25 protein-coding genes are annotated in these 26,961 nt (G+C 65.6%); 10 read left to right on the top strand and 15 right to left on the bottom strand.

The genetic code is table 11. The annotated features are described in order from the left end of the window. Positions 1 to 24 precede the first annotated feature (24 nt). The 3 genes from NCS67_RS02060 to NCS67_RS02050 form a co-directional block, all read right to left on the bottom strand. Positions 25 to 1,530 carry a DegQ family serine endoprotease gene (locus tag NCS67_RS02060; protein ID WP_008351314.1) on the bottom strand — a complete coding sequence of 502 codons (1,506 nt, stop codon included), beginning with the start codon at positions 1,528 to 1,530 and terminating at the stop codon, positions 25 to 27. 133 nt (positions 1,531 to 1,663) lie between these two features. Continuing rightward, entirely contained in the window at positions 1,664 to 2,965 is a 1,302-nt protein-coding gene (locus NCS67_RS02055) for an ATP-binding protein (RefSeq protein ID WP_034470724.1), read from the bottom strand. Beyond that, complete coding sequence (locus NCS67_RS02050) at positions 2,965 to 3,627, bottom strand: response regulator (protein ID WP_008351316.1); 663 nt, start codon at positions 3,625 to 3,627, stop codon at positions 2,965 to 2,967. The genes NCS67_RS02055 and NCS67_RS02050 overlap by 1 nt, the downstream gene beginning before the upstream one ends. 262 nt (positions 3,628 to 3,889) lie before the next feature. Between NCS67_RS02050 and dacB the strand changes: the two genes are divergently transcribed. Both dacB and NCS67_RS02040 read left to right on the top strand, forming a co-directional pair. After that, positions 3,890 to 5,488, top strand: coding sequence for a D-alanyl-D-alanine carboxypeptidase/D-alanyl-D-alanine endopeptidase (gene dacB / locus NCS67_RS02045; protein WP_033536528.1), 1,599 nt, complete (start codon positions 3,890 to 3,892; stop codon positions 5,486 to 5,488). Positions 5,489 to 5,711: 223 nt separating this feature from the next. Next, entirely contained in the window at positions 5,712 to 6,815 is a 1,104-nt protein-coding gene (locus NCS67_RS02040; RefSeq protein ID WP_008351318.1) for an SGNH/GDSL hydrolase family protein, read from the top strand. A 354-nt stretch (positions 6,816 to 7,169) separates the two neighbouring features. On the opposite strand, the gene NCS67_RS02035 is transcribed toward NCS67_RS02040, so the two are convergent. From NCS67_RS02035 to NCS67_RS02020, 4 genes are read right to left on the bottom strand one after another with little or no spacing between them, the layout of a single operon-like run. After that, positions 7,170 to 8,189, bottom strand: coding sequence for an L-threonylcarbamoyladenylate synthase (locus tag NCS67_RS02035; protein ID WP_034470722.1), 1,020 nt, complete (start codon positions 8,187 to 8,189; stop codon positions 7,170 to 7,172). Positions 8,190 to 8,209: 20 nt separating this feature from the next. Continuing rightward, a complete protein-coding gene (locus tag NCS67_RS02030) occupies positions 8,210 to 9,397 on the bottom strand; it encodes a 5-(carboxyamino)imidazole ribonucleotide synthase (RefSeq protein WP_008351320.1) in 1,188 nt (395 codons plus the stop codon). Between the two features lie 25 nt (positions 9,398 to 9,422). Then, complete coding sequence (gene purE / locus NCS67_RS02025; RefSeq protein WP_008351321.1) at positions 9,423 to 9,935, bottom strand: 5-(carboxyamino)imidazole ribonucleotide mutase; 513 nt, start codon at positions 9,933 to 9,935, stop codon at positions 9,423 to 9,425. A gap of 9 nt (positions 9,936 to 9,944) precedes the next feature. Continuing rightward, complete coding sequence (locus NCS67_RS02020) at positions 9,945 to 10,835, bottom strand: phosphoribosylaminoimidazolesuccinocarboxamide synthase (protein ID WP_034470824.1); 891 nt, start codon at positions 10,833 to 10,835, stop codon at positions 9,945 to 9,947. Between NCS67_RS02020 and NCS67_RS02015 the strand changes: the two genes are divergently transcribed. Next, complete coding sequence (locus tag NCS67_RS02015; protein WP_160172878.1) at positions 10,828 to 10,977, top strand: hypothetical protein; 150 nt, start codon at positions 10,828 to 10,830, stop codon at positions 10,975 to 10,977. The genes NCS67_RS02020 and NCS67_RS02015 overlap by 8 nt on opposite strands. On the opposite strand, the gene fba is transcribed toward NCS67_RS02015, so the two are convergent. The 5 genes from fba to NCS67_RS01990 all read right to left on the bottom strand — a co-directional run bounded on the left by fba (position 10,962) and on the right by NCS67_RS01990 (position 16,662). Continuing rightward, positions 10,962 to 12,026, bottom strand: a complete 1,065-nt coding sequence (fba, locus tag NCS67_RS02010) for a class II fructose-bisphosphate aldolase (RefSeq protein ID WP_008351323.1) — start codon at positions 12,024 to 12,026, stop codon at positions 10,962 to 10,964. The genes NCS67_RS02015 and fba overlap by 16 nt on opposite strands. A 176-nt stretch (positions 12,027 to 12,202) precedes the next feature. After that, positions 12,203 to 13,639 carry a pyruvate kinase gene (pyk, locus tag NCS67_RS02005; RefSeq protein ID WP_008351324.1) on the bottom strand — a complete coding sequence of 479 codons (1,437 nt, stop codon included), beginning with the start codon at positions 13,637 to 13,639 and terminating at the stop codon, positions 12,203 to 12,205. A gap of 352 nt (positions 13,640 to 13,991) precedes the next feature. Beyond that, complete coding sequence (locus NCS67_RS02000) at positions 13,992 to 15,188, bottom strand: phosphoglycerate kinase (RefSeq protein WP_008351325.1); 1,197 nt, start codon at positions 15,186 to 15,188, stop codon at positions 13,992 to 13,994. 407 nt (positions 15,189 to 15,595) lie between these two features. After that, entirely contained in the window at positions 15,596 to 15,919 is a 324-nt protein-coding gene (locus NCS67_RS01995; RefSeq protein ID WP_008351327.1) for an AzlD domain-containing protein, read from the bottom strand. Further along, a complete protein-coding gene (locus tag NCS67_RS01990) occupies positions 15,916 to 16,662 on the bottom strand; it encodes an AzlC family ABC transporter permease (RefSeq protein ID WP_244808100.1) in 747 nt (248 codons plus the stop codon). Before NCS67_RS01990 ends, NCS67_RS01995 begins: the two co-directional genes overlap by 4 nt. 355 nt (positions 16,663 to 17,017) lie before the next feature. On the opposite strand from NCS67_RS01990, the gene NCS67_RS01985 reads away from it, so the two are divergent. The 6 genes from NCS67_RS01985 (at position 17,018) to NCS67_RS01960 (ending at position 21,721) form a co-directional block, all read left to right on the top strand. Continuing rightward, positions 17,018 to 17,938, top strand: a complete 921-nt coding sequence (locus NCS67_RS01985; RefSeq protein WP_008351330.1) for a branched-chain amino acid transaminase — start codon at positions 17,018 to 17,020, stop codon at positions 17,936 to 17,938. Positions 17,939 to 18,004: 66 nt separating this feature from the next. Further along, a complete protein-coding gene (locus NCS67_RS01980; RefSeq protein WP_008351333.1) occupies positions 18,005 to 18,202 on the top strand; it encodes a zinc-finger domain-containing protein in 198 nt (65 codons plus the stop codon). Positions 18,203 to 18,328: 126 nt separating this feature from the next. Next, the gene (gene waaF / locus NCS67_RS01975) at positions 18,329 to 19,402 is read left to right on the top strand and encodes a lipopolysaccharide heptosyltransferase II (RefSeq protein WP_008351335.1); all 1,074 of its coding nucleotides are present in this window, start codon (positions 18,329 to 18,331) and stop codon (positions 19,400 to 19,402) included. Between the two features lie 165 nt (positions 19,403 to 19,567). Beyond that, positions 19,568 to 20,014, top strand: coding sequence for a nuclear transport factor 2 family protein (locus NCS67_RS01970; protein ID WP_008351336.1), 447 nt, complete (start codon positions 19,568 to 19,570; stop codon positions 20,012 to 20,014). A 33-nt stretch (positions 20,015 to 20,047) separates the two neighbouring features. After that, entirely contained in the window at positions 20,048 to 21,130 is a 1,083-nt protein-coding gene (locus NCS67_RS01965) for a YheT family hydrolase (protein WP_250433794.1), read from the top strand. 6 nt (positions 21,131 to 21,136) lie between these two features. Then, a complete protein-coding gene (locus NCS67_RS01960; protein ID WP_008351340.1) occupies positions 21,137 to 21,721 on the top strand; it encodes a DUF2946 family protein in 585 nt (194 codons plus the stop codon). Between the two features lie 5 nt (positions 21,722 to 21,726). Here the strand turns inward: NCS67_RS01960 and NCS67_RS01955 are convergent, their stop codons facing one another. After that, the gene (locus NCS67_RS01955; RefSeq protein ID WP_250433792.1) at positions 21,727 to 23,697 is read right to left on the bottom strand and encodes a M48 family metalloprotease; all 1,971 of its coding nucleotides are present in this window, start codon (positions 23,695 to 23,697) and stop codon (positions 21,727 to 21,729) included. Positions 23,698 to 23,864: 167 nt separating this feature from the next. Here NCS67_RS01955 and moaC point away from each other — a divergent pair, with 167 nt between their 5' ends. Then, positions 23,865 to 24,362, top strand: a complete 498-nt coding sequence (gene moaC / locus NCS67_RS01950; protein WP_008351343.1) for a cyclic pyranopterin monophosphate synthase MoaC — start codon at positions 23,865 to 23,867, stop codon at positions 24,360 to 24,362. Between the two features lie 4 nt (positions 24,363 to 24,366). Here the strand turns inward: moaC and NCS67_RS01945 are convergent, their stop codons facing one another. Together NCS67_RS01945 and NCS67_RS01940 are read right to left on the bottom strand one after the other, a co-directional pair. Then, the gene (locus NCS67_RS01945; RefSeq protein WP_250433790.1) at positions 24,367 to 26,172 is read right to left on the bottom strand and encodes a PglL family O-oligosaccharyltransferase; all 1,806 of its coding nucleotides are present in this window, start codon (positions 26,170 to 26,172) and stop codon (positions 24,367 to 24,369) included. A 162-nt stretch (positions 26,173 to 26,334) separates the two neighbouring features. Then, a complete protein-coding gene (locus tag NCS67_RS01940; protein WP_008351347.1) occupies positions 26,335 to 26,925 on the bottom strand; it encodes a pilin in 591 nt (196 codons plus the stop codon). Positions 26,926 to 26,961 lie beyond the last annotated feature (36 nt).

Below are 26,961 nucleotides of genomic sequence, written 5' to 3'. Positions count from 1 at the left end.
CGTCGCGGCCGCCGATGCGCTGCGTCAGCCGAGATCGACAGGCACGAAGATCTGCGCGTCGTCGCGCTGGATCAAAAGTGCGATGCTGTCGCCCGCGTGCTGAACCATCGACTTCAACTGTTGCACGGACGTCACCGGCTGGCCGTTGACGGCGAGAATCACGTCGCCCGGCTGAATGCCCGCGTTCGCTGCCGCGCCGCCCGCCTGCTGCACGAGCAGGCCGCGCGAGAGCGAATCGTTCTGCCTTTCTTCCGGCGTAAGCGGACGCACCGCGACGCCGAGGCGCGCATCCTGCGCCGACGATTCGTCACCGCCGCCGGTCTTCGCGCTCGCGGTCTTCGTGTCCTTCAACGCGCCGATGGTCACGCTGAGATCCTTCGCGCTCTTGTCGCGCCACACCGTGACCTTCGCGGACGTGCCCGGCGCGAGACCCGCGACCTGCGACGGCAGCGAGGTCGAATCCGTGACCGGCTCGCCGTTGAGCGCCGTGATGACGTCGCCCGGTTGCAGACCCGCCTTCGCGGCCGGCCCGCCCGGCTCGACCGAGCTCACGAGCGCGCCTTGCGGCGACTTCATGCCGAAGGAATTCGCGAGCGTCTGATTCATGCCCTGCACCGTCACGCCGAGACGGCCGCGATCGACGTGACCCGTCTTGATGAGCGCGTCCTTGACCTTGATCGCCTCATTGATCGGGATCGCGAACGAAAGGCCCTGGAAGCCGCCCGTCTGCGAATAGATCATCGAATTGATGCCGATCACTTCGCCTTGCAGATTGAAAAGCGGCCCGCCCGAGTTGCCCGGATTCACCGGCACGTCGGTCTGGATGAACGGCGTGTAGTTCTCGTTGGGCAGCGCGCGCGACTTCGCGCTGATGATGCCCGACGTCACCGTGTTGTCGAACCCGTACGGCGAGCCGATCGCGACGACCCACTGGCCGACCTTGCTGCCGTTCGGATCGCCGATCTTCACCGTCGGCAGGCTCTTCGCGTCGATCTTCAGCACGGCGACGTCCGACTGCTTGTCCGCGCCGATGACCTTCGCGCGGTATTCGCGCTTGTCCGTGAGCTTCACGGTGACGACGTTCGCGTTATCGACGACGTGCGCGTTGGTGAGGATGTAGCCGTCGCTGCTGACGATGAAGCCGGAGCCGAGGCCTTCGCTCGGACGATCCGCGCGCGGGCCGCCATCGCCGCCGCCGAAGCCGGGCATGCCGCCGAAGCGCTTGAAGAACTGATAGAAGGGATCGTCGGGGTCCATCGGCAACTGATTCTGGCCGCTGCGCGCGGACGTCTGCTTGACGACGTGCTTCGCGCTGATGTTGACGACGGCCGGGCCATACGTTTCCACGAGACCGGAGAAATCGGGGATGCCCGTCTTGGCCGCGGCTTCGGCGGGCATCATCGCGGCGGCTTGCGCGGGCGCGATGACTTGCGGTGCAGGAACGTTGTTATGACCCGCCACGTAACCCGCCGACAAGGCGACGGCAACGGCAGCCGCGACGGCGCTGCGGGTAAGAATCTTCGCTTTCATCGTGTGTGCTCCTGACGAGGGATGCGCTCTCACGGAGCGCGCTTTATCGATGGAGCAAGGTTACGGGGCGTCGCTTAAACCGCTCTTAAAAGAGGAGAAAGAGCGGCTTGCTTCGGCGCGGCGGCCACGCGCATCAGAACGTTACGGCCACCTTGAGACCGCCCGCGCTCGACTCCGCCAGCGTCACCGTCGCGCCATGCTGCTGCGCGATCCGCTTCACGATCGCGAGCCCGAGGCCGCTGCCGGACACATCCGTGCGCGCGCGATTCGCCCCTTCGCCCACGCGATAGAACCGGTCGAACACCCTTTCTCGCTCTTCTTGAGGAATGCCCGGCCCGGTATCGGAGATTTCGACGACGGGACGGCCATCGGCGAGACGAAGGCACACGTCCACGCGGCCGCCGCGAGGCGTGTACTTCGTCGCGTTGTCGATGAGATTGTTGAACATCACGCGCAGCGAATCGGGATCGCCGTTCACGGTCGCCGGTTCGCTCTCCTCGATGCCGAGATCGACGCCGCGTTGCTGCGCCACCAGCACCGAGCCGCGCACGCATGATTCGAGCAGCGCGGCGAGATCGACCGATGCGAACGCCGCCTTGCCATCCGGTTCCGAGCGGGCGAGCGCCAGCAGTTGCTCCGCAAGCCGCGTCGCGCGCGCGATGCCTTCGTGCAGATCCCTGAGCGCCTCGCGACGCGTTTCGTCATCCTGCGCGCGCGCGACGAGCTGCGCCTGAATCTGCACCGCGGCGAGCGGCGTCCGAAGCTCGTGCGCGGCATCGGCGACGAAGGCCTTTTGCGTGTCGAGCGCCGCCGACAAGCGCGACAGCAGCGCATTCAGCGCACGCACGACCGGCCGCACTTCCTGCGGCAGCGGCCGATCCGGCAGCGGATCGAGCGCTTCCGGATGACGCGTGTCGAGCGCGCGCGTGACGCGTTGCAAAGGCGCGAGCCCGAGCCCGACGATCACCCAGATCGCGAGCCCGAGCAGCGGCAGCAGCAGCACGAGCGGCCACAGCGTGCGCCACGCGACGCCCGCCGCGACGCGATTTCTGATTGACAGCGGCTGCGCGAGCTGCACGACGTTATCGCCGACGATCGCGCTATACACGCGCCATTCGCCGCGCGGCGTCATCTCCGTGGAGAAGCCGAGTTCGGCATGCGGCGCGAGCGGCACGCGCGGATGCGAGAAGTACATCAGCGCGCCGTTGCGATTCCAGATCTGGATGACGACGCCTTCGTCGCTTTCGCTGCGCGAACTGAGCACCGAAGAAAACGGCTCGGACGGCAGCGCGGCCGCGATCTGCTGAAGCTGATAGTCGAAGAGTTCGTTGGCTTCGGCGAGCGCCTGCCGGTAAATGAGCCAGCCCGCGAAGCCCACGCCGACGATCACGAGCGCAAGCAGCCAGATCAGCAATTGCCGGCGGATCGACCGCATCAGGCGTCCTTCGCGACCATGTAGCCGAGGCCGCGCACGTTGCGGATGAGATCGGCGCCGAGCTTCTTGCGCAGCGAATGGATGTAGACCTCGACCGTATTGCTGCCAATTTCCTCGCCCCAGCCGTAGATCTTTTCTTCGAGCTGGCTCTTCGACAGCACTGCGCCGGGCCGCGCCATCAGCGCTTCGAGCAGCGCGAATTCGCGTGCCGACAGCGACACGGGATTGCCCGCGAGCGTCACCTGATGACCGACCGGATCGAGCGTCAGTTCACCGTGCCGAACGAGCGATTCGCCGCGCCCCGCATGACGGCGGATCAGCGCACGCATGCGCGCGCCGAGTTCGTCGAGATCGAAAGGTTTGACGAGGTAATCGTCCGCGCCGGCGTCGAGTCCTTTGACGCGATCCGCGATGGCGTCGCGCGCCGTCACGATCAGCACCGGCAGCGAGTTCGAACGCGCGCGCAGGGTCTTCAATACGTCGAGGCCGTCGCGCTTGGGCAGGCCGAGATCGAGCAGCATCAGATCGTAGGACTCGCCCGCGACCGCCGTGAGCGCGGCCTCGCCGTCCTGGACCCAGTCGACTGCGAAGCCGTCCGCGCGCAGCGCACGGCGCACGCCTTCGGCGATCATCCGGTCATCTTCGACAAGCAGGATTCGCATGGCACATGTCCGTTGATGGTTACGTGGGGCAGCCGGGGGCCGCGAGTCATTGTATCCGCGCGGGGCTTAAACGGGACTTAACGGCGCCGATCGTCCAGCATCGGAGGACAACCGCATGCCGCACCCGAAGCGCGTCGTGCAATGATTTTTTACCCGTACGATTTCCGCAAGCCAGCTTGTCTACAATAGCCGCTTCCTCGCGGCGCGACCCCGCCCGGCCACGCGCCGCCGCTCGTCATCCAGCCAAGAACAACGCTCGTCCATGCCGCCCGTTTTCCGTTCCTTCTCTCGCCGACTGTCTTCGTACGCTCTGGCCGCAGCGTTCGCCTGCGCGGCCCTCGGCCATATGCCGGATGCCGATGCGCGCGGCGGCGGCTCGAAGGCCGATGCGCAAGGTCACGCGCCGCAGCGCGCGGCCATCGGCGGGGCGAAGTCGAAGCGCGCGAAAGCCGAGCGCGCCGCGAAAGCGGTCGTGCCGGCCGGCCCGCTGCCCGCATCGGTGATGACGGCGCTCGCGCACGCGCATGTGCCGCTGTCGTCGATGAGCGTCGTCGTGCAGCGTGTCGGCGCGCCGCTGCCGCTCGTCTCGGTGAACGCGAACGAGCCGATGCTGCCCGCATCGACGATGAAGCTCGTCACGACCTTCTCGGGCCTTTCGATGCTCGGCCCGGACTATCGCTGGAAGACGACCGCGTACGCCGACGGCCAGCTCGATGCGCAAGGCGTGCTGCACGGCAATCTGTACATTCAGGGTACGGGCGATCCGAAGCTCGTGCCGGAAGAGCTGATCGATCTCGTCGATCAGATTCGCAAGAACGGCATCACGGGCATCGACGGCGCGCTCGTGCTCGACAAGCGCTACTTCGACGCGTCGACGCGCGATCTGCCCGCGTTCGACAACGACGACAGCGCGCCCTACAACGTCGGCCCCGATCCGCTGCTTTACGCGTTCAAATCGCTGTCCTTCACGCTGACGCCCAACGCCGACGGACAAGTATCCATCGACGTATTGCCGCAACTCGCGCAACTTCAGATCGACAACGAACTGCGCGTGACGCGCGGCGCGTGCGTCGGCTCGCTTTCGGCGGCGTCGCCGAGCGTCGCGCAGACGCAGGGCGGCTTCGTGCAGGCGTCGTTCGTCGGCGACTATCCGCTGCGTTGCGGCTCGCGCACGATCAACGTCGCGGCGCTCGATCATTCGACCTTCTTCGCGGGCGGTTTCCTCGCGCTCTGGAAGCAGGCGGGCGGCACGTTCGCAGGCACGACGCGCGAAGGCCCGACGCCGTCGAATGCGCGCCTCGTCGGCACGCATCGCAGTCCGGTGCTGTCCGATGTCGTGCGCGACATCAACAAGTTCAGCAACAACGTGATGGCGCGCAACCTGTTCCTGACGATCGGCGCGGCGCAACTGAAGCCGCCCGCGACGACGGCGAAATCGGCGACGGCGATCCAGGCGTTCCTGAAACGCAGCGCCCTGCCGATGAACGGTCTCGTGCTCGACAACGGCTCGGGCCTTTCGCGCGACGAGCATATTTCCGCGATCTCGCTCGCCGATCTGCTGATGGCCGCGAACGCGAGTCCGGTCGCGCAGGTGTTCGTCGAATCGCTGCCGATCGCGGGCGTCGACGGCACCATGCGCAACCGTCTAACGAACGCGGGCGCGCTCGGCAACGCGCACATCAAGACCGGCACGCTGCGCGACGTGCGCGCGATCGCGGGCTATGTCGGCGCGGCGAACGGCGAGAGCTATGTGGTCGTGAGTTTCATCAACGATCCGCGCGCCGAGGCCGCGCGCGCCGCGCACGATGCGCTGCTCGAATGGGTCTACGAAGGCGCGCGTCGGCCGGGCGTGGCGGATTGAGCGGGCACGGGCGTCTGCAAACACCGAAGATTTCTTCTACGAAGTCGCGTTCGGAAAGACGCGCGCCGCGTGTACGCTGTCGGGCACGGCGCTCGGCCGTAAGCTGCGCGCGCGCCAGGATGGCGCGCGGCATCGCTTAAACTCGCAGCTAGCGGCATGAAGACCGCGACACGGTCTGACGCCGTAATCGAACTAGAAAACAGGTAAGAAGGGAGACGAGGTCATGAAGAAGCAACGCTCGACGCGCGCCGCACTGGTGCGCTTTGCCCAAGTCGCGACGGCCAGCGCGGCCTTCGCCCTGATCGCCGCGTGCGGCGGCGGCGGCGATGACAACAATTCGACGCCCGCGGGCGGCGTGAAGCTGCAAGTGGTGTCGTTCGGCGACAGCCTTTCCGATGTCGGCACGTATGCGCCGGTCGCGGCCGCGAACTTCGGCGGCGGACGGTTCACGACGAATCCGGGTCAGGTGTGGGTGCAGAACGTCGCGCAGTATTACGGCGATACGCTGACGCCGGCGATGACGGGGGGGTTTGGGGTTGCGCCGACGAATCAGTCGGGACTCGGCTATGCGCAAGGCGGCGCGCGCGTGACGAATCCCATGGGCATCGGTCACGCCACCGATCCGAACAGCTACGCGGGCGCGTTGACCGTGCCGGTCGCGACGCAAGTGCAGAACTACCTTGCGGCGCACGGCAGTTTCAACGCGAATCAGCTCGTCATCGTGAATGGCGGCGCGAACGACGTCCTTTACAACTTGCAGTTGGTTAAGGCCGGCGCGATCTCGCAGGCCGATGCATCCACTGCGATCATCACGGCGGCCAAGCAACTCGGCGGAATCGTCGCGACGATCCTGCAGCACGGCGCGACGCATGTGCTGGTATCGAACGTGCCGGATATCGGCACGACGCCGCAGGGCACGATGAGCGACGCGGTCACGCGCGCCGGTCTTTCGAGCGCTTCGATCGGGTTCAATACTGCGCTCGATCAGACGTTGCAGGCGCTCAACATCAAGTCGAAGGTCATCTACCTCGATACGCCGCCGAAGCTGGCGCAGATCACCGCGAACTATCAGCAGTTAGGCTTCACGGTGTCGAATACGGGCACCGCGTGCAACCTGAAGGCGATGGCCGCGGCCGCGCAGAAGTACGGCGAGCCGAATCCGCAGGATTTCGCGACGTCGCTGTTCTGCTCGCCGGAAACGTTGACGGTCGCGGGCGCGGATCAGACGTACATGTACGCCGATACCGTGCATCCGACGACGCATCTGCACGCGCTGTATGCGCAGGCCGCGGAGCAGACGATTGCGGCGACGGGGTTGGGGAAGTAAGGGTTGGGGTTTTAGGATGAAAAACCGCTCGGGCGAGGGATCGCCCGAGCGGTTTTTTTTGTTGCGGTGAGAAAGGCTCCGCGGGGCGGAGGAATTCGTCGATACGGTCCAGTTTGACGTTCTAGTACGGTCTATCTCCGCGCACGCGGAGGAACCTACAGCGGAAGCGTACGCATCCAGCGCCGGATGGGTCTATCTCCGCGCACGCGGAGGAACCGCTGGGACTGGGTCGAGAAGGCAATCGACTATCGGTCTATCTCCGCGCACGCGGAGGAACCCCTGCATCATAACTTCCTGACCGGAAAGCAAAATCCCCCAAACCCATCTTTCACAAACAGGCGCAAAGTCCAGTAATCACTCTTCCGCCTCGAACGCCGCCGCCGCCCTGCCAAGCCGATCGTTGACAGCAATCCACTCCACCGTCTCCGGCAGCTTCTCGATCAGAATCCGCTCGACATTGGCCCGATCCAGCGCCCGCAGCAAGCCATAAAGATCGCGCGCGTAAGTCTGCGGATCCTCAGGCGCCGCCACGAAGTGAACGTCGGCAGCCCGCGCCCATTCCCCCGCGCTCGACGCCCGCGCCACCAGCGCAATCTTCCCGTCACGATTACGAAGCAACGGCTCGATCGACGCGAACGGCAGCAGCAAAAGCGGCGTGCGCGGCGCGTAATGCGCCTTCAGCGTCCCGGAAGCACGCGGCGCGGTCGCATCCGATCCATCCGGCAGCTTCGGCGCGATCCCGATGACATCCGCGATCTGCCGCGGACTCACATGTCCCGGCCGCAGCAGCGCCGGAAAGCCCCGCGACAAATCCAGAATCGTCGATTCGATGCCGACATCCGCCGCGCCGCCATCGAGCACATGCACGGCATCGCCGAACTCGTCGCGAACGTGCTGCGCGGTCGTCGGGCTCACATGCCCGAAACGATTCGCCGACGGCCCCGCGACGCCGCCCTGCTTGCCCGTCCCCATTCGCCGCCGATGAAACGCCGACAACAATTGCTGCGCCACCGGATGCGACGGGCACCGCACGCCCACCGAATCCTGTCCGCCGCTGACCGCCGCCGGAATATGCGCGGCGCGCTTGAGAATCAGTGTCAAAGGGCCGGGCCAGAACGCATCGATGAGCTTCTGCGCATCGGCGGGCAACTCGCGCACCCAATAGCCCGGATCAGCCTCGGGCGCGAGATGCACGATCACCGGATGATTCGCCGGCCGCCCTTTCGCCGCATAGATGCGCGCGATGGCCTCGGGATTCTCGGCGTCGCCGCCAAGCCCGTAGACCGTCTCGGTCGGAAACGCGACGAGTTCGCCGGCATCGAGCAGGGCCGCGGCTTCGTCGATCTGCGCGGCGCTCGGATAGATGATGGTCATTGCTTCTACTACGAAAAAACTCAATCGAGCGGGATATGCAGCATGCGCGCGCAGTCACGCGCCGCCGTGCGCGCTTCCTCGAGCGTCGCCGCCGTGAAGTTGATGTGGCCCATCTTGCGGCCCCGGCGCGCCTCTTCCTTGCCGTACAGATGCAGCCGCGCCGCCGGCATCGCGGCGACTTCCGCCCACGCGGGCGAACGCGCCTTGTCGCCATCGAACCAGATATCGCCGAGCAGATTCAGCATCGCGGCCGGCGAATGCTGGCGCGTGTCGCCGAGCGGCATGCCGGTCATCGCGCGCACCTGCTGCTCGAATTGACTCGTGGCGCAGGCATCGACGGTGTAGTGGCCGGAATTGTGCGGGCGCGGCGCCATTTCGTTGGCGATGAGCGAGCCGTCTTCCAGCACGAAGAATTCGACGCACAGCACGCCGACGTAACCGAGCTTCGCGGCGATCGTCAGCGCGGCGTCCTGCGCCTGCGCGACGAGCGCATCGGGCGCATCGGGCGCGGGCACGACCGTCCTCGCGAGAATGCCGTTCACATGCACGTTCTGCGCGAGCGGAAACACGGCCGATTTGCCGTCGCCGCCGCGCGCGATCAGCACGGACACTTCGTACTTCAGCGGCATGCGCTTTTCCAGCACGCACGGCACGCCCGACAGCGACGCATGCGCGTTGCGCAATTCCGCGACGTTGCGCACGCTGACCTGCCCCTTGCCGTCATAGCCGAGACGCGCGGTCTTGAGAATGCCCGGCAGCACGGCCGCGATCTTCTCGTCGGGCAGCGCGGCGAGCGCTTCCGTCGATTCGATCACGACATGCGGCGCGACCGGCACGCCCGATTCCGCGATGAAGCGTTTCTCCGCGACGCGATCCTGCGCGATCGCCACGCAACTCGCCGCCGGGCTCACGAACGTGCACGACGCGAGAAATTCGAGGCTGGCGGACGGCACGTTCTCGAATTCCGTCGATACTGCCGCGCACAGTCGGCCGAGTTCCGTGAGCGCGGCGCGGTCGTCGTAGGCGGCGCGGATATGGCGATCCGCGACGGCGCCAGCGGGGCTCGTCTCATCCGGATCGAGAACGGCGACGCGATAGCCCATCGATTGCGCGGCGAAGCAGAACATGCGGCCGAGCTGGCCGCCGCCGACCATGCCGAGCCATGCGCCCGGCAGGATGGGAGAGATCGGGGAGTTTTGTGGATTCATCGTTGGGCCAGATTGCGAAGTGGGATCACAGCGGCGGCAGCGTCATGTCCCGCGCCGCCTGATTCTGCTTCACGCGAAAAGCGGCGAGCGCATCGGCGAATTTCGCATCGGTGACGCTCAATATCGATACCGCGAAGAGCGCCGCGTTCGCCGCGCCCGCCTCGCCGATGGCGAACGTCGCGACCGGCACGCCCTTGGGCATCTGCACGATCGAATGCAGCGAATCGACGCCCTTCAGATACTTGCTCGCCACCGGCACGCCGAGCACCGGCACCGTGGTTTTCGCGGCCAGCATGCCCGGCAGATGCGCCGCGCCGCCCGCGCCCGCGATGATCGCGCGCAGGCCGCGCTCGCGCGCGCTTTCCGCATAGGCGAACATCTCGTCCGGCATCCGGTGCGCCGAGACGACCTGTGCCTCGTACGGCACGCCGAATTCCTGCAGCATCGCGACGGCATGCTTCATCACGTCCCAGTCGGAACTGGAGCCCATCAACACGCCGACGAGCGGCGCTTCGTTCTTGTGTACTTCGTTCGTCATCTTTCTTACTCAGTCGAGCGTCTTGCCGGTCAAACGCTGGAGCGCTTCCTGATACTTCTCCGACGTCTTCGCGATCACGTCGTCGGGCAGCTTGGGCGCGGGCGGTTCCTTCTTCCACGGCTGTGTTTCGAGCCAGTCGCGCACGAACTGCTTGTCGAACGACGGCGGATTCGTGCCCACCTGATAGCCATCGGCGGGCCAGAAGCGCGACGAATCGGCGGTCAGCACTTCGTCCATCAGATAGAGATCGCCCTTGTTGTCGAGGCCGAACTCGAACTTCGTATCCGCGATGATGATGCCGCGCGTCGCCGCGTACTCGGCCGCTTCCTTGTACAACTGGATGGAAATGCGCTTGATCGTCGCGGAAAGCTCCGTGCCGATGCGGCGTTCCATCTCATCGTAGGTGATGTTTTCGTCGTGATGGCCCATTTCGGCCTTGGCCGCAGGCGTGAAAATCGGCTCGGGCAGTTTCTGCGCGTTTTGCAGGCCCGGCGGCAGTTCGACGCCGCACACCGCGCCCGTCGCCTGATAGTCCTTCCAGCCGCTGCCCGCGAGATAACCGCGCACCACGGCTTCGACGAGAATCGGCTCCAGGCGCTTCACGACGACCGCGCGGCCCTTCACCTGCTCGGCTTCGTCCGCCGCGACGACCGTCGCCGGATCGATGCCCGTGTTGTGGTTCGGCACGATGTGGCCGAGCTTCTCGAACCAGAAATCGGCCATCGTGTTGAGCACGCGGCCCTTGTTCGGAATCGGCTCGCCCATGACGACGTCGAATGCGGAAAGCCGGTCGGTCGTCACGATAAGGAGCTTGTCGTCGCCGACGGCGTAGTTGTCGCGGACCTTGCCGCGGCCGAGCAGCGGCAGCGATTTGATCGTGGATTCGTATAGCGTGGACATCGTCATGTACCGGAAAAAAGTGATTCGCCGCTTCGACGTGGGAAGCGGCGAGGAGAAAGACGAACGGGTTCCGAACCCGGAACCCGTTGATTTTACTTTACAAAACCCGGCTGATTCAGATCAGTCTCATTTCACGATCTGAGCCAGCGCGCCGGACTTGTACTTTTCGGCGATCTTGTCGAGCGAAACCGGCTTGATCTTGCCGGCCATGCCCTCGCAGCCGAACTGCATATAGCGCTGGCGGCAGATTTCCTTCGCTGCTTCGCGCGCGGGCTTCAGATAATCGCGCGGATCGAACTTCGACGGATTTTCGAACAGATAGCGGCGGATCGCGCCGGTGATCGCGAGGCGCAGATCGGTGTCGATGTTCACCTTGCGAACGCCGTGCTTGATGCCTTCCTGAATCTCCTCGACCGGCACGCCATAGGTTTCCTTCATGTCGCCGCCGAATTCGCGGATTTCGGCCAGCAATTCCTGCGGTACCGACGACGAACCGTGCATCACGAGGTGCGTGTTCGGAATGCGCTGGTGAATTTCGCGGATGCGGTCGATGGCGAGGATATCGCCCGTCGGCTTCTTCGAGAACTTGTACGCGCCGTGCGACGTACCGATCGCGATCGCCAAAGCATCGCATTGCGTCTGCTTGACGAAATCGGCGGCCTGCTCGACGTCGGTCAGAAGCTGCTCGCGCGTCATCGTGCCTTCGGCGCCGTGGCCGTCTTCCTTGTCGCCCTTCATCGTTTCGAGCGAGCCGAGCACGCCCAGTTCGGCTTCGACCGTGACGCCGATCGAATGCGAGAACTCCACGACCTGCTTCGACACCGCGACGTTGTACTCGTAGGAAGCGACCGTCTTGCCGTCGGCTTCGAGCGAGCCGTCCATCATGACGCTGGTGAAGCCCGAGCGGATCGCGGCCATGCACACCGCGGGCGACTGACCGTGATCCTGATGCATCACGACCGGAATATGCGGATACGACTCGACCGCCGCTTCGATCAGATGACGCAGGAACGCTTCGCCCGCGTACTTACGCGCGCCAGCGGACGCCTGCATGATGACGGGCGCGTTGACTTCGTTCGCCGCCGACATGATCGCCTGCACTTGTTCCAGATTGTTGACGTTGAACGCCGGGAGACCGTAACCGTTTTCCGCAGCGTGATCCAGCAGTTGACGCATTGATACGAGAGGCATTGTGGTGAGACTCCATAAGTGAAACGAATTCTTCAGCGCGCGAACTCGCTCTCGGGCGGTTTTCGGCTTCATCGTCCTGCGCGCTTGACGAAACGAGCGCGGCTGCTGGGACCGCGCTCGCTCCGGACTTGCGACAAATCGCGCGGCGTTTGACCGCGCAGCGTTCTCAAAAACGCTTAGAAGTGATCGCCCACGCGCACGATCTTGAGCGTGTTCGTGCCGCCTGCCTGGCCCATCGGTTCGCCGACCGTCAGCACGACCATATCGCCGCGCGCCGCGTAACCCTTCGACACGACCACTTCCAGCGCCTGATTCAGCGCCGTGTCGCGGTCCATGTTGGTGTCCACGTGCAGCGGCGTCACGTTGCGGTACAGGGACATCGTCCGTTCGCTCGACACGCGCGGCGTCAGCGCGAAGATCGGCACGTGCGTCCAGTGACGCGACATCCACAGCGCGGTCGAGCCGGATTCCGTCAACGCGACGACGGCCTTCGCGCCGAGATGGAACGCCGTGAAGAGCGCGCCCATCGCGATCGACTGGTCGATGCGCGTGAACGTGCGGTCGAGGAAATCGCGATCGAGCTGCGATTCTTCCGACTTCTCCGCTTCGATACAGATGGCGGCCATCGTTTCGATCGTCGTCACCGGATACTTGCCGGCCGCGGTTTCGGCGGAAAGCATCACGGCGTCGGTGCCGTCGAGCACGGCGTTCGCCACGTCGGAGACTTCGGCGCGCGTCGGCACGGGCGCGTGGATCATCGATTCCATCATCTGCGTGGCGGTGATCACGAGCTTGTTCGACTCGCGCGCCATGCGGATCATGCGCTTTTGCAGCGCCGGAACCGCCGCGTTGCCGACTTCGACCGCGAGATCGCCGCGCGCGACCATGATGCCGTCCGATGCGTCGAGAATGCCTTGCAGCGCCGGAATGGCTTCGGCGCGCTCGATCTTCGCGATCATCTTCGGCTTGATGCCGTACGGCGCGCCCGCGATGTTCGCGAGCTGACGCGCCATTTCCATGTCGGTCGCGTTCTTCGGGAACGACACCGCGACGAAATCCGCGCCGAGCGACATCGCCGTCTTGATGTCCTCCATGTCTTTCTCGGTCAGCGCGGGCGCGGTGAGACCGCCGCCCTGACGGTTGATGCCCTTGTTGTTCGAGAGCTCGCCGCCGACCTTCACCGTCGTGTGAATCTCTTCGCCGATGACGCGCACCACGTCGAGCACGATGAGGCCGTCGTTGAGCAGGAGCACGTCGCCCGCGCGCAGGTCGCGCGGCAGATCCTTGTAGTCGAGCCCGACGCGCTCGTTGTTGCCGAGCGTGCAGTTCGCATCGAGGATGAACGGATTGCCCGCGACGAGCATCGTCTTGTTGTTCTCGAACTTGCCGACGCGGATCTTCGGGCCCTGCAGGTCCGCCATGATCGCGACTTCCCGGCCCACCTGACGCGCCGCCTCGCGGACGATTTCGGCGCGCTGGCGGTGATCGTCGGCGGTGCCGTGCGAGAAGTTGAAGCGAACGACGTCGAGGCCCGCCTGCAGCATTTGCAGCAGGACGTCCGGGCTCGTTGAAGCCGGGCCGATGGTGGCAACAATCTTGGTAGCGCGATGCATGTCTTTCCTCGTCTCTGTAGGAACGCCCGTGTTGAGGCCGCGAGCACGTTGCGCTTGCAGTGAGGTGTTGCTCACCGGTTGCGCGCGCGCGCCGGTTCGTGCCGGCGTCGCTTTGTCGATTTCATTCAGGGCATGGGCGGGCACGCCGCCGATGATGACCGGAGGCGTTTCCGGAATCACCGATTCGTCTTCGGGCGCCGTCTGATCGGGTTGAGCCGCTTCCGCGATCACCCGCGCTGCTTCGGCGGCCGCGTCGAGCGCGGCGCCGTTTTCCATTTCTTCGGTTTGCGCGCCGCCGGCTGGCGCGCCCTTCTTTCCTGCTTTCGCCGGATTGTTTCGGGCGGCCAACGCCTCAAGCCCCGGCGCGGGATTCGAGCACTTCGACCGCGGGCAGCTTCTTGCCTTCGAGGAATTCCAGGAACGCGCCGCCGCCGGTCGAGATATAGCTCACCTTGTCGGCGATGTCGTACTTCGCGATGGCCGCGAGCGTGTCGCCGCCGCCGGCGATGGAGAACGCCGACGAATTCGCGATGGCCTGCGCGAGCGTCTTGGTGCCGTTGCCGAACTGGTCGAATTCGAACACGCCGACGGGTCCGTTCCAGACGATCGTGCCGGCCGTTTCGAGTTGCGCGGCGAGCGCCTTCGCGGTGTCCGGGCCGATATCGAGGATGAGGTCGTCGTCGGCGACGTCGGCGACGGGCTTCGTTTCCGCCTTCGCGGTCGCGGCGAATTCCTTCGCGGTGACGACATCGCTCGGAATCGGCACCGATGCGCCGCGCGTGCGCGCCTGTTCGATGATTTCCTTCGCCTCGCCGACGAGATCGGCTTCGGCGAGCGACTTGCCGATCTTCAGGCCCGACGCGAGCATGAACGTGTTGGCGATGCCGCCGCCGACGATGAGCTGATCGACCTTCTCGGCGAGCGACTTGAGAATGGTGAGCTTGGTCGACACCTTCGAGCCCGCGACGATCGCGACGAGCGGACGCTTCGGGTTGCCGAGCGCCTTGCCGAGCGCATCGAGTTCAGCGGCCAAGAGCGGTCCCGCGCACGCGACAGGCGCGTACTTCGCGATGCCGTGCGTCGTGGCTTCGGCGCGGTGCGCGGTGCCGAACGCATCGTTGACGTAGACGTCGCAGAGCTTCGCCATCTTCTGTGCGAGGCCGTCGTCGTTTTTCTTCTCGCCCTTGTTGCAGCGGCAGTTTTCCAACAGCACGACGTTGCCCGGCTGGACCTGAACGCCGTCGACCCAGTCGGCGACGAGCGGCACGTCGCGGCCAAGCAGCTCCGACAGACGCTTCGCGACCGGCGCGAGCGAGTCTTCCGGCTTGAACTGGCCTTCGGTCGGACGGCCGAGGTGCGACGTGACCATCACGGCCGCGCCCGCGTCGAGAGCGGCCTTGATCGCCGGGACCGAGGCGCGCACGCGCGTATCTTCGGTGATGTTGCCGTTATCGTCTTGCGGCACGTTGAGATCCGCGCGGATGAACACACGCTTGCCGGAGACTTTGCCTTCGGCGATCAGATCGGTGAAACGCAGTACTTTCGTCATGGGAGTCAACGTAGATAAAGAAGCGGTTCGGGCGGGAACGGCCGTCGGGGCGGGCCGGTTCGTGGAGTCGCCGCGCGCAGGCCGCCGGGCAGGACGGCTCGCGCGCGGTTCAAGCTGGGGGCGAAGGACGCGCGCTTAAGCCGAACGCGCGCGCGGGATGCGGGAGAAAGGGATGAGACAGATGAATCCGGAGAGGCGCGCAAGCCCTGCCCGGGCGCGGCGATGGAGCCGGGAGCGGCGTGTTGCAAAATGAATTGCAAAACCGTAGCGCGGTGACTGCCGGACACACTTTCGACCTCGCTCACTCGGGAAAGACCCTCATTTTAACCGATCAACCCGGCCGCTTTTAGCGGGCAATCGTTGATGACGCGTATTTGACGCGGCGCGTAGCCATCTCCACGCCGCGGTCAGGCCACGAGCCGCAGCAGCGTGAACACCACCATGCCGACGGCGATCGTGCCCATCATGCCGCGCCGCCACAGGTAATACGCGAGTCCGGCCGCCGATGCCCACAACGCATGGTTCGACAGCCACAGCGAAATGCCCGCGGGCGTTTCGAGCAGATCCGGCACGACGACGCCCGCGAGCGCGGCGGCCGGCGCATACCGCAGCACACGCTGCACGCGCGGCGGCAGCACCATGCGCTCGCCGCCGATCAGAAAGAGCGCGCGCGTCACCGCCGTGACCACGCCCATGCCGATGATCGCGAGCCAGACTTGCAGCGCGCTCATCGGCTGGACCTCGTGGCATCGGATGCGGATTTGGGCGCGGCCCGCTCGGCGACGACATCCGCGAGCGTGCCCGCGATAAGCGCCGCGAACACCGCGAGCGGCAAGCCGAAACGATACGGCAGATCGAACGCCAGCAACGCGACGACGCTCGCCACGGCGACCGCCGCGAGCGTCGAACGCGTCGCGATAGCGGAAACGATGAGCGGGATCAGCGCGAGCGTGCCGGCGAGTTCGAGGCCCCAGTCATCGGGAATCAGGCTCGCGAGCAAGATGCCGAGCACCGACGATGTTTGCCATGACAACCAGCTCGATATCGCCAGTCCCCAGAAGAACGCCTCCTTGCCGGGCTGCCAGCCGGCAGGAAAATTCCGCTTCGAGAACATCAGATAGATGATGTCGCCGTTGAAATAGCCGAGCAGCAGACGCCGCTTCAGCGGCAGCCACGAGAAATGCGGCGCGAGCCCCGCGCTGAAGATCACGAAGCGCAGATTGACCATCGCGGCGGTCAGGAGAATCGTCCAGAGCGGCAGCTTCGCGGCGAAGAGCGGCAGCACCGCGAGCTGCGACGAGCCCGCGTACACCGCGAACGACATGCCGAGCGCCTGCGGCACGGTGAGCACGGACTTCGTCATCGCGACGCCGGTCACGAGACCCCAGGAAAACGTCGCCAGGACGGCGGGAGAAAAGGTACGCACGCCCTCGAAAAACGCGCGGCGATTGGTGTCGGACAGCCGGTCAAGCATGAGCGAATGCGAGGCGATGAAGACCACCCGTGATGCCAATGCGCGGCCTCGAGCGATTGCGCGATGGATCGGGAAAAACCGGGAAAATCGGGAATGGCGGGCTTCGCCGTTTCGTCCCGCTGTTTTCAGCGGACAGCGAAAGGGAAATTATAGCGTCGTGAAAGGCGCTCCAAGATCGGTTTCGTCGCGAAAAGACGCTAAAATGACGGTCTTTCACAGCCTTTGCGCCTTCATGCGCGCGTTCGCCGGCAATCGCCGATGCACGAACGCGGCGCGAGATGCGCGAGCGCCGCCGCCCGGAAGTCTTTGGCGGCCTGCCCCGAACTCACTTGAACGAGACAGCTAGGAGAACCGTATGTCAATGGCCGACCGCGACGGCAAGATCTGGATGGATGGCAAGCTGATCGACTGGCGTGATGCCAAGATCCACGTTCTGACCCACACGTTGCACTACGGCATGGGTGTCTTCGAAGGCGTGCGCGCGTACAAGACCGCGCAGGGCACGGCCATTTTCCGCCTGAAGGAACACACGAAGCGCCTGCTCAACTCGGCGAAGATCTTCCAGATGGACGTCCCGTTCGATGCCGCGACGCTCGAAGCCGCGCAACTCGAAGTCGTGAAGGCGAACGCGCTCGAGTCGTGCTACATCCGCCCGATCATCTGGGTCGGCTCGGAAAAGCTCGGCGTGTCGGCGAAGGGCAACACCATCCATGTTGCGATCGCCGCGTGGCCGTGGGGCGCGTATCTCGGTGAAGACGGGCTCGCCAAGGGCATCCGCGTGAAGACGTCGTCGTTCACGCGCCATCATGTGAACGTGTCGATGGTCCGCGCGAAGGCGTCCGGCTGGTACGTGAACTCGATTCTCGCCAACCAGGAAGCCGTCGCCGACGGCTACGACGAAGCGCTGCTGCTCGACGTCGACGGCTACGTGTCGGAAGGCTCCGGCGAAAACTTCTTCCTCGTGAACAACGGCAAGATCTACACGCCGGATCTGGCTTCGTGCCTCGACGGCATCACGCGCGACACAGTCATCACGCTGGCGCGCGATTTCGGCATCCCGGTGATCGAAAAGCGCATCACCCGCGACGAGGTTTACACCTGCGACGAAGCGTTCTTCACCGGCACCGCCGCCGAAGTCACGCCGATCCGCGAGCTGGACAACCGCACCATCGGTTCGGGCGCGCGCGGTCCGATCACGGAAAAGCTGCAAAGCGCGTTCTTCGACGTCGTCGGCGGCAAGAACGAGAAGTACGCGAGCTGGCTCGCGAAGGTTTAAACAATCTCATGCGACGCGGCGGGCCGTTCGCTCGCCGCGCGACGTACATCACGAAAAGAGATAGCAATGAGCGACCTGAAGGAAATGCCGCTGGTGGAATTGTCGGCGAAGGATCTGCCCGCCTTCTGCCCGAACCCGAAGATGCAGCGCTGGAGCACGCATCCGCGCGTGTTCATCGACGTGACGCACGGCGAGGCGCGCTGCCCGTATTGCGGCACGCGCTACAAGCTGAAAGACGGCGAAGTGCTCAAGGGCGGTCACTGAAGCCCGCGGGGCGCTGGCCGCGCCCCGGCTCACGCGCGCCGTACGCGGCGCGAAACATACCCACGACAATCGACGGCTCGCCCCAAGGCGGCGGGCCGCGTTCATTTTGAGATCGGATAACAACAGATGCGCCGCGCGCTGGTTATAGCACCGAACTGGATCGGTGACGCATTGATGGCGCAGCCGCTCTTCACGCTCTTGCGCAAGCTTCATCCGCGTATCGCGATCGACGCCGTCGCGCCCACCTGGGTCGCACCCGTGCTCGAGCGCATGCCGGAAATCCGCGATGTCTACGCGACCGACCTCGCCCACGGCAAGCTGCAACTGCTGCGCCGCTGGCAGCTCGCGAGTGATTTGCGCGATGTCGGTTACGACGCCGCCTATGTGCTGCCCAACTCCGTCAAATCCGCGCTGATTCCGTGGATGGCGGGCATCAACCTGCGCATCGGCTACAAGGGCGAGAGCCGCTACGGGCTCTTGAACGTGCGCCACGCGAATCCGCCGAAGACCGACCGTCCGCCGATGACCGCGCATTACGCGGCGCTCGCCTATGCGCCGGGCGCGAAGCTGCCGTTCGTCGACCGGTTCGCGCAGCCGGAAGCCGCCGCGCTTCCCGACGCGCAGACGCTGCCCGTGCCGCGCCTCGAAGCCGATCCGAACGAAGCCGCGCGCGTCTCGACGCGCTTCAACCTCGACACGCGCGCGCCGCTCGTCGTGTTCTGCCCCGGCGCGGAATACGGTCCGGCCAAGCGCTGGCCGCCGGAGCATTTCGCTTCGCTCGCCCAGTTCATCGCGCAGTCGTTTCCGTATGCGCGCATGATCGCGCTCGGTTCGAAGAAGGATGCGCCGATCGCGCAGGCCATCGCGGAGCGCGCGCCGATGGTGCGCAACCTGTGCGGCCAGACTTCGCTCGGTGAGGCGTGCGCGCTTATTTCGCGGGCGAGCGCCGTCGTCACGAACGATTCGGGGCTGATGCACGTCGCGGCCGCCTCGCGCCGGCCGCTCGTCGCGGTCTACGGCTCGACCGATCCGCGCCACACGCCGCCCTTGTCCGATCTCGCAAAGGTACAATGGCTGCATCTTGAATGCAGTCCGTGCTTTGCCCGCGAGTGTCCGCTCGGCCATCTGAACTGCCTTCGCGAACTCTCGGCCGAACAGGTCTTCGCCGATGTGCGCGGCATGCTGCTCGCGCATCGTTGATGTTGCGCTCACGCGTCGAAACGCGTGTTCGTACCGGCGGTTTCCGGCCGTGTGTGCGGGTGCGGACACGCGAATGTCTCCGAACGGGGGCATGCTTTGACCAATGACCGTTGCAGCGCGCCGTTTCGTTGGCGTGAAGCATCGAATGCCAGAGACCCACGAGCCATGCCACGTTTCGCCCGCCTCTTCGAAGCCGCCGCCGATACCCTCAACGCTTACTATCAGGCAGTCGCGGACAACAGCATCGACACGGTGATGTCGTTGTGGATCGACGAGGAGTTCGCCACCTGCGTGTGCGCGGACGGCACGCATCTGCACGGGCTGGAAAGCATCCGCGCGGGTCTCGCGAAGCAGTTCGAGACGCAGCCCGTGACCGTCGAGCCGCTCGATATTCGCGTGTACGACAGCCTGGGCACGGTCGTCTATGCGATCGCCGAGGCGCATCAGCCGGCCGAGCCAGCCAGCGCGCCGCGCATGATCTACACGACGTATGTGATGGTTCACGAACGCGGCGAGTGGCGCATCGCGCATATTCACGCAAGCGAGATGCCGATCGAAACCGCGGGCCAGTTCGCCGCGAAGCTGCGTCACGGTCAGGGACCGCTGCACTAAGAAATTCGAAGAAGACGTCAGTCGGGAGGGGCCATGAAGCGCGATCCGTTGTTGAAGCACGATTCGTCGTTCGTGGACAAAGCGCCCGCCGTGGCACTGAAGGGAACCGCGCGCCTGCTTTCGCCGGGCGCCGCCGAATGGCTCTACAGCGCGCCGCGCTGGCTGCCCACGAGCCATGCGCAAACCATCGTCCCGGCGCTCTTCGGCCGCAAGCCCGACGTGCGTTACCGGCGCGAGCGCTGGAATACGCCCGACGGCGATTTCATCGATCTCGACTTTCTCGCGCACGATCCCGCCGATCCCGCCGATCAACCCGCCGCGAACGCCCCGCTCTTCGTGCTCTTCCACGGCCTCGAAGGCAGTTCCGATTCGCACTACGCTCGCACGATGATGGCCGCCGCCCGGGCGCGCGGCTGGCACGGCGTCGTGCCGCATTTCCGCAGTTGCAGCGGCCCGCTCAATCTGCTGCCGCGCTTCTACCATCTCGCGGACAGCGCCGAAGTCGACTGGATTCTGCGGCGGCTCGCGCAAGTGCATCGCGGGCCGATCGTCGCGGCGGGCGTGTCGCTCGGCGGCAACGTGCTGCTGCACTGGCTGTGCCAGCGCGGCACGGACGCGTCGATCATCAGCGCGGCGGCGGCCATTTCCGCGCCGCTCGATGTCCACGCGGGCGGCCTCGCGATCTCGCAAGGCTTCGGCATGGTCTATACGCGCAGCTTCCTGAAGTCGCTCAAGAAGAAGGCGCTCGCGAAGCTCGGGCAGTATCCCGGTCTCTACGACCGCAACGCCGTGCTCGCCGCGCGCACGCTGTACGAGTTCGACAACGTCGTCACCGCGCCGCTGCACGGCTTTCGCGACACCAATCACTACTGGTCGACGGCGACGATCCGCGCGCATCTGAAGCACATCGAAGTGCCCGCGCTGCTGCTGAACGCGCGCAACGATCCGTTCCTGCCCGAGTTCGCGTTGCCGTCGACGGCGGAAGTATCGGCGCGCGTGACGCTCGATCAGCCGAACCACGGCGGGCACGTCGGCTTCATGACGGGACCGTTTCCGGGCCGGATCGACTGGCTGTCGCAGCGCGTGTTCGGTTATCTGGAGAACTTCGTTTCGTGAACCGTCATGGATGACATCGTCAAGCAGGCGCTCGCCAAATGGCCCAACGTTCCGCACTGCACGGGCTGGCTGCTGCTCGACCGGCGCGGTCAGTGGCGCATGCGCGACGACGCCGCGCAAGCCGCCGGCGAACTCGGCACGCCGATCCGGCATGAGGCGCTGCTGGGCTTCATCAACCGCAACTACGAAAGCGATGCCGACGGCCAGTGGTTCTTTCAGAACGGCCCGCAGCGCGTGTATGTTGAGCTCGTGTACACGCCGTGGATCGTGCGTCTGCATGCGGCGGACGGCGCATTGCGGCTGATCGATCAGGGCGGCGCGCCGTTCGAGCCGGCGCATGTCTGGATCGACGACGCAGGCGGCATTCTCCTTTCCGATGACGCCTCGCCCGCACGCATCGCCGCCCTTCACGATCACGATCTCGAACTGTTCGCGGACCACGCGTCGCTCGACGATGCCGGCACACGCGGCGTGTTCCACTGGCGCGACGGCGTCGATCTGACCGTGCAGCCGATCGCCCGCGCCGATGTCGCCGCGCGCTTTGGCTTCGTCGCGAGTCCGGCCGAACGCGCCGCCGCGAAGAAAGACTGAGCTAGCTAGCCGTTCTTCTCCATCTCGCGCTCTTCCTTGTAGCGCGTCTCGAAATCGCGCAGCCGGGCGGAAATCGTCGAAAGATCGTAGAAACTCGCGGTCTTGACGTCGCGCGCTTCCTTCAGTTGCCGGATCGCGGATGCCCACGCGCCATCGAGCGCGAACTTTTCCGCCATCGCCTGATGCTGTTGCAGCGGATCGTTGAGACCCGCGCTTGCCTGCGCGAGATAGAACCACCAGTCGGGGCGCGTCGGCTCGGCGCGTGTTTCGCGGCGCGCGAGCGTCTGGGCGTCGGCGAAGCGGCGCGCGGAAAGCAGCGTCTGCAGATGCACGTCGATGGCGGCGTGCGACGCCGGCCAGCGCTTTTGCGCGAGGTCCGCGAGGCGGATCGCATCGTCGTTGCGGCCCGCGCGGCGCGCGATGTCGGCGGCGAGCACGTCGAGGCTCGGCGTGCTGCGCAGCGCCGGCGGTGCGGATTGAGGTTTCGCCGGCGGAGCCGATCGGGCTTCGACGCGAACCGGTGGAAGCACGATGTCGCTCTTCGCGCGCAATGCATTGCCGTTGCCCGAGTCTCCGAGATTGAGCGGCGTGCGCGCGTTGTCGAGCGGCGTCGCGATCGTCGACGCATCCGCGTTGCGCAGCGACGGCTCGCCGCTCTTCTTGCGCGGAGCCGGCTGCGTTTGACCAACCGCGCGATCCTCCTTTTGCACTTGCGCCGATGCCGCCGCCGCGCTCGCCTCCTCGCCCTCGAATAGCGCGCGCGCCTTCGCGAGCGCGTCGCTGGCCGCGTCGTGATTGCCCAGCAGCGATTGCGCGAGCGCGATGCCGTACCAGTTGGACGCGGGATTGAGCGCCGTCTGATCCTCGATTTCTGATTTGAGCCGGCTCGCGACCTCGCGATAATCACTCGCGTAATTCACCTGCAGCACGCGCGCCCGGGCGCGCACGAACGCATATTCGGCCGACTGACGCGGCTGCCGGTACGGCACGCGCCGCGCGCGGCCTTCCATGTCGGCGATGCGGTCGATCGTGAGCGGGTGCGTGCGCACGTACGGCGGCACGCCGTTATCGGCCATCGACGCGCGATCGAGACGCTCGAAGAACGCTGCCATCGCGTAAGGATCGTAGCCGGCGGCCGCGAGCATCTGGAAACCGACGCGGTCGGCCTCGTGCTCGGCCGCGCGCGAGAAGCGCAACTGATTGTCGACGGCGAACGCCTGGCCGCCCATCGCGATGCCCATGCCGAGATCGCCGCTATGGGCGAGCAGGCCCGCGAGCAGGCCGGCGAGCATCCCGGCGAGTGCGGCGTAGGAACTCTTTTCCTGCGTGCTGAGCATCCGCGCGATGTGCCGCTGAAGGACGTGCCCCATTTCATGGCCGATGACCGACGCCAGCTCCGATTCCGTTTGCGTCGCGGCAATCAGCCCCGTGTTCACGCCGATAAAGCCGCCCGGCATCGAAAACGCGTTGATCTGCGCGTCGCGCACGGCGAAGAGATCGAAATCCGGCCGATAGCCGCCGAGATACTGCGTCGCCGCCGCCGCTGAAAGCTTCGACGAGATCGAGTCGAGATAGTCGCGCAGCAGCCAGTCGTCGAGATAATCGGGATCGGCGCGCACTTCGCGCATCATCTTCTCGCCGACCTTGCGCTCGGCCTGCGGCGTGAGGGAGCCGCCGGAGCCGTCGCCGAGATCCGGAAGCTGCACCGACGACAGCGGCGCGCGCAAACCGGACATCGTCCCGGGGCGGTTCGCGAAACGGCTTTCCGCGCCGCCGTAGACGCCGAACACGCCTTCCGCGATGTTGCCCGGCACGTCGCCGCTGGCGCTTTCCTGCGACGCGCGCAGTTGCGCGGCCGCGAGCGTGCCGGTCGAGCCCGCGGAAGGCGAACTGGATTGCGCCAGCGCCGCGGGCGGCATGGCGAGGGCGACGCAAAGGAGGGAGGCGAGCGCGCGGCTCGGACGTGTGAAATGCATGGCGCGAAGCGCCGATAGTCGGCTCGAGAATCGAAACGGGCTTATCGTATCAAGTGTTGCGCGCGGCGCGTCTCAGGTCCGCGGTGCGTCGCGCCGGACCGTGGCTTTGTGCGGAAAATCGCGCGGATTCACGCTGGTATGATAGGCGCCCATTCGAAGGAGACGCTATGTCCGGACTCACCCATTTCGATGCCGCCGGCGAGGCGCATATGGTCGATGTCGGCGCGAAAAACGAAACGCGCCGCGTGGCCGTTGCACGCGGCTCGATCGCGATGCTCGCGCCCACGCTCGCGCTGATCCGCGAAGGCCGAGCGAAAAAAGGCGATGTGCTGGGCGTCGCGCGCATCGCCGCCATTCAGGGTGCGAAGCGCACGGCCGATCTGATTCCGCTGTGTCATCCGCTGGCGCTGACGCGCGTCGCGGTGGATTTCACGATCGATGAAGCGCTACCCGGCGTGCACTGTGAAGTGCGCGTGGAGACGGTCGGGCGCACGGGCGTGGAAATGGAAGCGCTGACCGCCGTGCAGGTCGGATTGCTCACGATCTACGACATGTGCAAGGCGGTGGATCGGGGGATGACCATCACCAATGTGAAAGTGATGGAAAAGCACGGTGGGAAGTCGGGGGATTGGGTGGCGGACGACCAGCCGTCGCCCGCGCCCTGACCGCTCACTCTTCTTCCTCATCCTCCGAAGGCTCCTGATTCGGCAGCGGCACACCATACAGCTTCACCAGATCCGCCTTGAACGACGCCAGCGGCTTGCCCGCTTCGTCCGCCAGATCGTAGACGGCCAAAAGCTGCTTCGGCCAGTCGTGCAACTGCGTCGCGAAGATCTTCAGGCGCGCCATCGTGTCGAGCGCCTCGGCCTTCTGCCCGGCGAGCGCCTGCAACACCGCGTAGCGGCGCAGCACGGTCTCGCCCGGCAACAGCGCAATCGCCTTCCGATGCGCCGCGAGTTTCTCCTCGACGTTCTGCGCGTTGATCGGCAGCAAGGTCGCCGCACCGTATTCGCCCCACGCCGTGAACAGGAAAGACGGATTTTCACGATACTGCTCGGCCGGGCGCGAGCCGTAGTACAGCACTTCCGCGCGGTTGTAGTCGCGTAAGGTCGGATACAACGCCGCGAGCCCGCCGAGCACCAGCACGACATATACGCCATAAGAGAGCGGACGCGGAACCAGCCGCAAGGGACGCGTCTCCAGAAGGCCGATGACGAGCATCGCCGGCATCAGAAAGAACATGTACTGCTGCGGATACTCGACGAGCGCATGCATCATCAGGACGCCGAGCAGCGACAATCCGAAAATGCGCGCCGGCGTCTGCGGCGCGCGCAGCACGCGAATCAGCCAGAAGACGACGCTCGCGACCAGAATCGCGACGCCGAGCGCACCCGTTTTTGCGAGCAGATCGATGAAGATGTCGTGCGCGTTGTTCGCGATCTCGACGCCGCCCAGATCGCGCACGAGGTCGAACTGATAGCGCGGAAACTCGCCCCATCCGACGCCCAGCAGCGGATGCGTCTTGAACATCGTCCAGCCGTACTTCCAGAGCGCGAGCCGCGGCGCGATCTGACTCGCTTCCTGCATGCGCTCCGCCGCCGATTGCGCGAGCCCGAAATCGAAGCGCACGTTCGCCCAGCGCACGGCCGCGTTCACCGCGAAAAAGACGATCGCGAGCAGAATCGGGACGATCCACGCGCGCGTATCGCGGCGGCCGGGGCCGTCGAAGCCTTCCGACGCGACCGGCCGCCCGAGCACGAACGCCATCCAGAAGCCGGCGACGACTATCACCGCCGTCTGCAGCCACGGCCCGCGCGATACGGTCAACGCGAGCCCGAGCGAGTAGATCGCCGACAAGATCAGCCACAGAACGAGCGGCAGCCGACGCGCCTGCACGAAATAAAGCGCGCCCGCCAGCGCGAACGCGATCACGGTCGCGAGGTGATTCGCCTGCGCCATGTTGCCGAACGGGCGCCGTTCGATCATCACGTTGTACGCGACCACGAACGGCGTGAATTTCACTTCGAGATGCAGCAACTGCACGATCTGGCAGAAGACCGCGAACAGTCCGCCGACCATCAGCGCAGCCGCGCCGATACGCAGCGTCTTCTCGCCGAGCCCCGCCCGCACGAGACCGAAGCCCGTATGCACCGCGAGAAACGAAGCGAGCAGATACGCGCCGCCGAGCCAGTTCATCGATGGCTGCGCGATCGGCAACAGCACCGTCTGCGCGACGAGCAACAGGCCGAACGCAAGCGGCATCAATGCGACGACCGGCGATGCGAACGGCACCTTCGGCTCGGAGACGCGCACGAGGAGCGCAACCGTCGCACCGAGCGCCAGATAAAGCGCGAGCGCGCTGTATTCGGCGTAGAAGGTCGGAATCGGATACGTGTGGTTGACGACCGCGAAGGGAAACGTCAACGCAAGGCACAGAACGGCGAAGCAGAGAAAGCGCGCGTATTGGGAAGGCATGAGGAACTGGGAACGTCGGCGACCGGCGCACTATACAAAACTTTGCCCCCGCTGTCCGTCGAACGGCCGGTTTTGCTACCAAATCGCCAACTTTCGCGCAAAAACGACGGCGCGACGGCGCGGCGGCGACGTAAATCCTCCCGCCGCGCTTCGCCTCAGTGCTTACGCGCGGCACTCCGGCGGTGCGAGATTGCCTGGCAATGTCGGTGCCTGCGCGGGCGTCGGACCGGCGCCCGGCGCGGGCAGCGACGACTCGGTCTTCTTGCCCGCGAAGCATTCCCACGTCACCGACCCCGATTGCACGGAACCGCGGCTGAGCGACACGCGCGCCGTAGGTGTATCGGCGTTGTCGGGTGTCGAAGGCACGAGCACCAGCGTGTTCGAACCCGCCGGCGCGACGCGCGTCGTATAGGCGATCGTGATCTGCCCGTTGTCGCTGTCGACGTGAATCGACTCGACGTTGCGCGTGCCCGGCGGCGACGCGAATCCGCCCGCCAGATCCGCGCCGCTCGCCGCGTTCTCCGCCACTGCGAGGCGCGCGGCCGCCGCGAGCGTCATGCCCTCGCCCACGCGGCTTCGGGCAAGATAATCCTGATACGCCGGTATCGCATACGCCGCGACCACGCCGACGATCGCAAGCACGATCATCAGTTCGATCAGTGTGAAGCCGCGTGTCAGCGCATCTTTCGTGCGCCCGAACCACCATGCGCGCCGTTCGCGCGGCACGTCCAAAACCGAAGCCTTCGTCGTCATTGCTACTCCCTGAAAAACAGAAAAGCGCCCTTCCGC

Source organism: Caballeronia sp. ATUFL_F2_KS9A, assembly GCF_023630765.1.
In the GTDB taxonomy this organism is placed as follows: domain Bacteria; phylum Pseudomonadota; class Gammaproteobacteria; order Burkholderiales; family Burkholderiaceae; genus Caballeronia; species Caballeronia zhejiangensis.
The sequence above is the reverse complement of the archived record's forward strand: the minus strand, read 5'-3'. Positions and strand labels throughout refer to the sequence as shown.

Coding starts and splice junctions, on each gene's coding strand:
- NCS67_RS01965 (WP_250433794.1), top strand. CDS start 20,048: ATGAAGCGCGATCCGTTGTTGAAGCACGATTCGTCGTTCGTGGACAAA.
- NCS67_RS01955 (WP_250433792.1), bottom strand. CDS start 23,697: ATGCATTTCACACGTCCGAGCCGCGCGCTCGCCTCCCTCCTTTGCGTC.
- NCS67_RS02050 (WP_008351316.1), bottom strand. CDS start 3,627: ATGCGAATCCTGCTTGTCGAAGATGACCGGATGATCGCCGAAGGCGTG.
- NCS67_RS02030 (WP_008351320.1), bottom strand. CDS start 9,397: ATGAATCCACAAAACTCCCCGATCTCTCCCATCCTGCCGGGCGCATGG.
- NCS67_RS01960 (WP_008351340.1), top strand. CDS start 21,137: ATGGATGACATCGTCAAGCAGGCGCTCGCCAAATGGCCCAACGTTCCG.
- NCS67_RS01945 (WP_250433790.1), bottom strand. CDS start 26,172: ATGCCTTCCCAATACGCGCGCTTTCTCTGCTTCGCCGTTCTGTGCCTT.
- waaF (WP_008351335.1), top strand. CDS start 18,329: ATGCGCCGCGCGCTGGTTATAGCACCGAACTGGATCGGTGACGCATTG.
- NCS67_RS01990 (WP_244808100.1), bottom strand. CDS start 16,662: ATGCTTGACCGGCTGTCCGACACCAATCGCCGCGCGTTTTTCGAGGGC.
- NCS67_RS02055 (WP_034470724.1), bottom strand. CDS start 2,965: ATGCGGTCGATCCGCCGGCAATTGCTGATCTGGCTGCTTGCGCTCGTG.
- NCS67_RS02060 (WP_008351314.1), bottom strand. CDS start 1,530: ATGAAAGCGAAGATTCTTACCCGCAGCGCCGTCGCGGCTGCCGTTGCC.
- moaC (WP_008351343.1), top strand. CDS start 23,865: ATGTCCGGACTCACCCATTTCGATGCCGCCGGCGAGGCGCATATGGTC.
- NCS67_RS01980 (WP_008351333.1), top strand. CDS start 18,005: ATGAGCGACCTGAAGGAAATGCCGCTGGTGGAATTGTCGGCGAAGGAT.
- NCS67_RS02035 (WP_034470722.1), bottom strand. CDS start 8,189: ATGACCATCATCTATCCGAGCGCCGCGCAGATCGACGAAGCCGCGGCC.
- pyk (WP_008351324.1), bottom strand. CDS start 13,639: ATGCATCGCGCTACCAAGATTGTTGCCACCATCGGCCCGGCTTCAACG.
- NCS67_RS01985 (WP_008351330.1), top strand. CDS start 17,018: ATGTCAATGGCCGACCGCGACGGCAAGATCTGGATGGATGGCAAGCTG.
- NCS67_RS01995 (WP_008351327.1), bottom strand. CDS start 15,919: ATGAGCGCGCTGCAAGTCTGGCTCGCGATCATCGGCATGGGCGTGGTC.
- NCS67_RS02040 (WP_008351318.1), top strand. CDS start 5,712: ATGAAGAAGCAACGCTCGACGCGCGCCGCACTGGTGCGCTTTGCCCAA.
- fba (WP_008351323.1), bottom strand. CDS start 12,026: ATGCCTCTCGTATCAATGCGTCAACTGCTGGATCACGCTGCGGAAAAC.
- NCS67_RS02000 (WP_008351325.1), bottom strand. CDS start 15,188: ATGACGAAAGTACTGCGTTTCACCGATCTGATCGCCGAAGGCAAAGTC.
- NCS67_RS01970 (WP_008351336.1), top strand. CDS start 19,568: ATGCCACGTTTCGCCCGCCTCTTCGAAGCCGCCGCCGATACCCTCAAC.
- purE (WP_008351321.1), bottom strand. CDS start 9,935: ATGACGAACGAAGTACACAAGAACGAAGCGCCGCTCGTCGGCGTGTTG.
- dacB (WP_033536528.1), top strand. CDS start 3,890: ATGCCGCCCGTTTTCCGTTCCTTCTCTCGCCGACTGTCTTCGTACGCT.
- NCS67_RS02020 (WP_034470824.1), bottom strand. CDS start 10,835: ATGTCCACGCTATACGAATCCACGATCAAATCGCTGCCGCTGCTCGGC.
- NCS67_RS01940 (WP_008351347.1), bottom strand. CDS start 26,925: ATGACGACGAAGGCTTCGGTTTTGGACGTGCCGCGCGAACGGCGCGCA.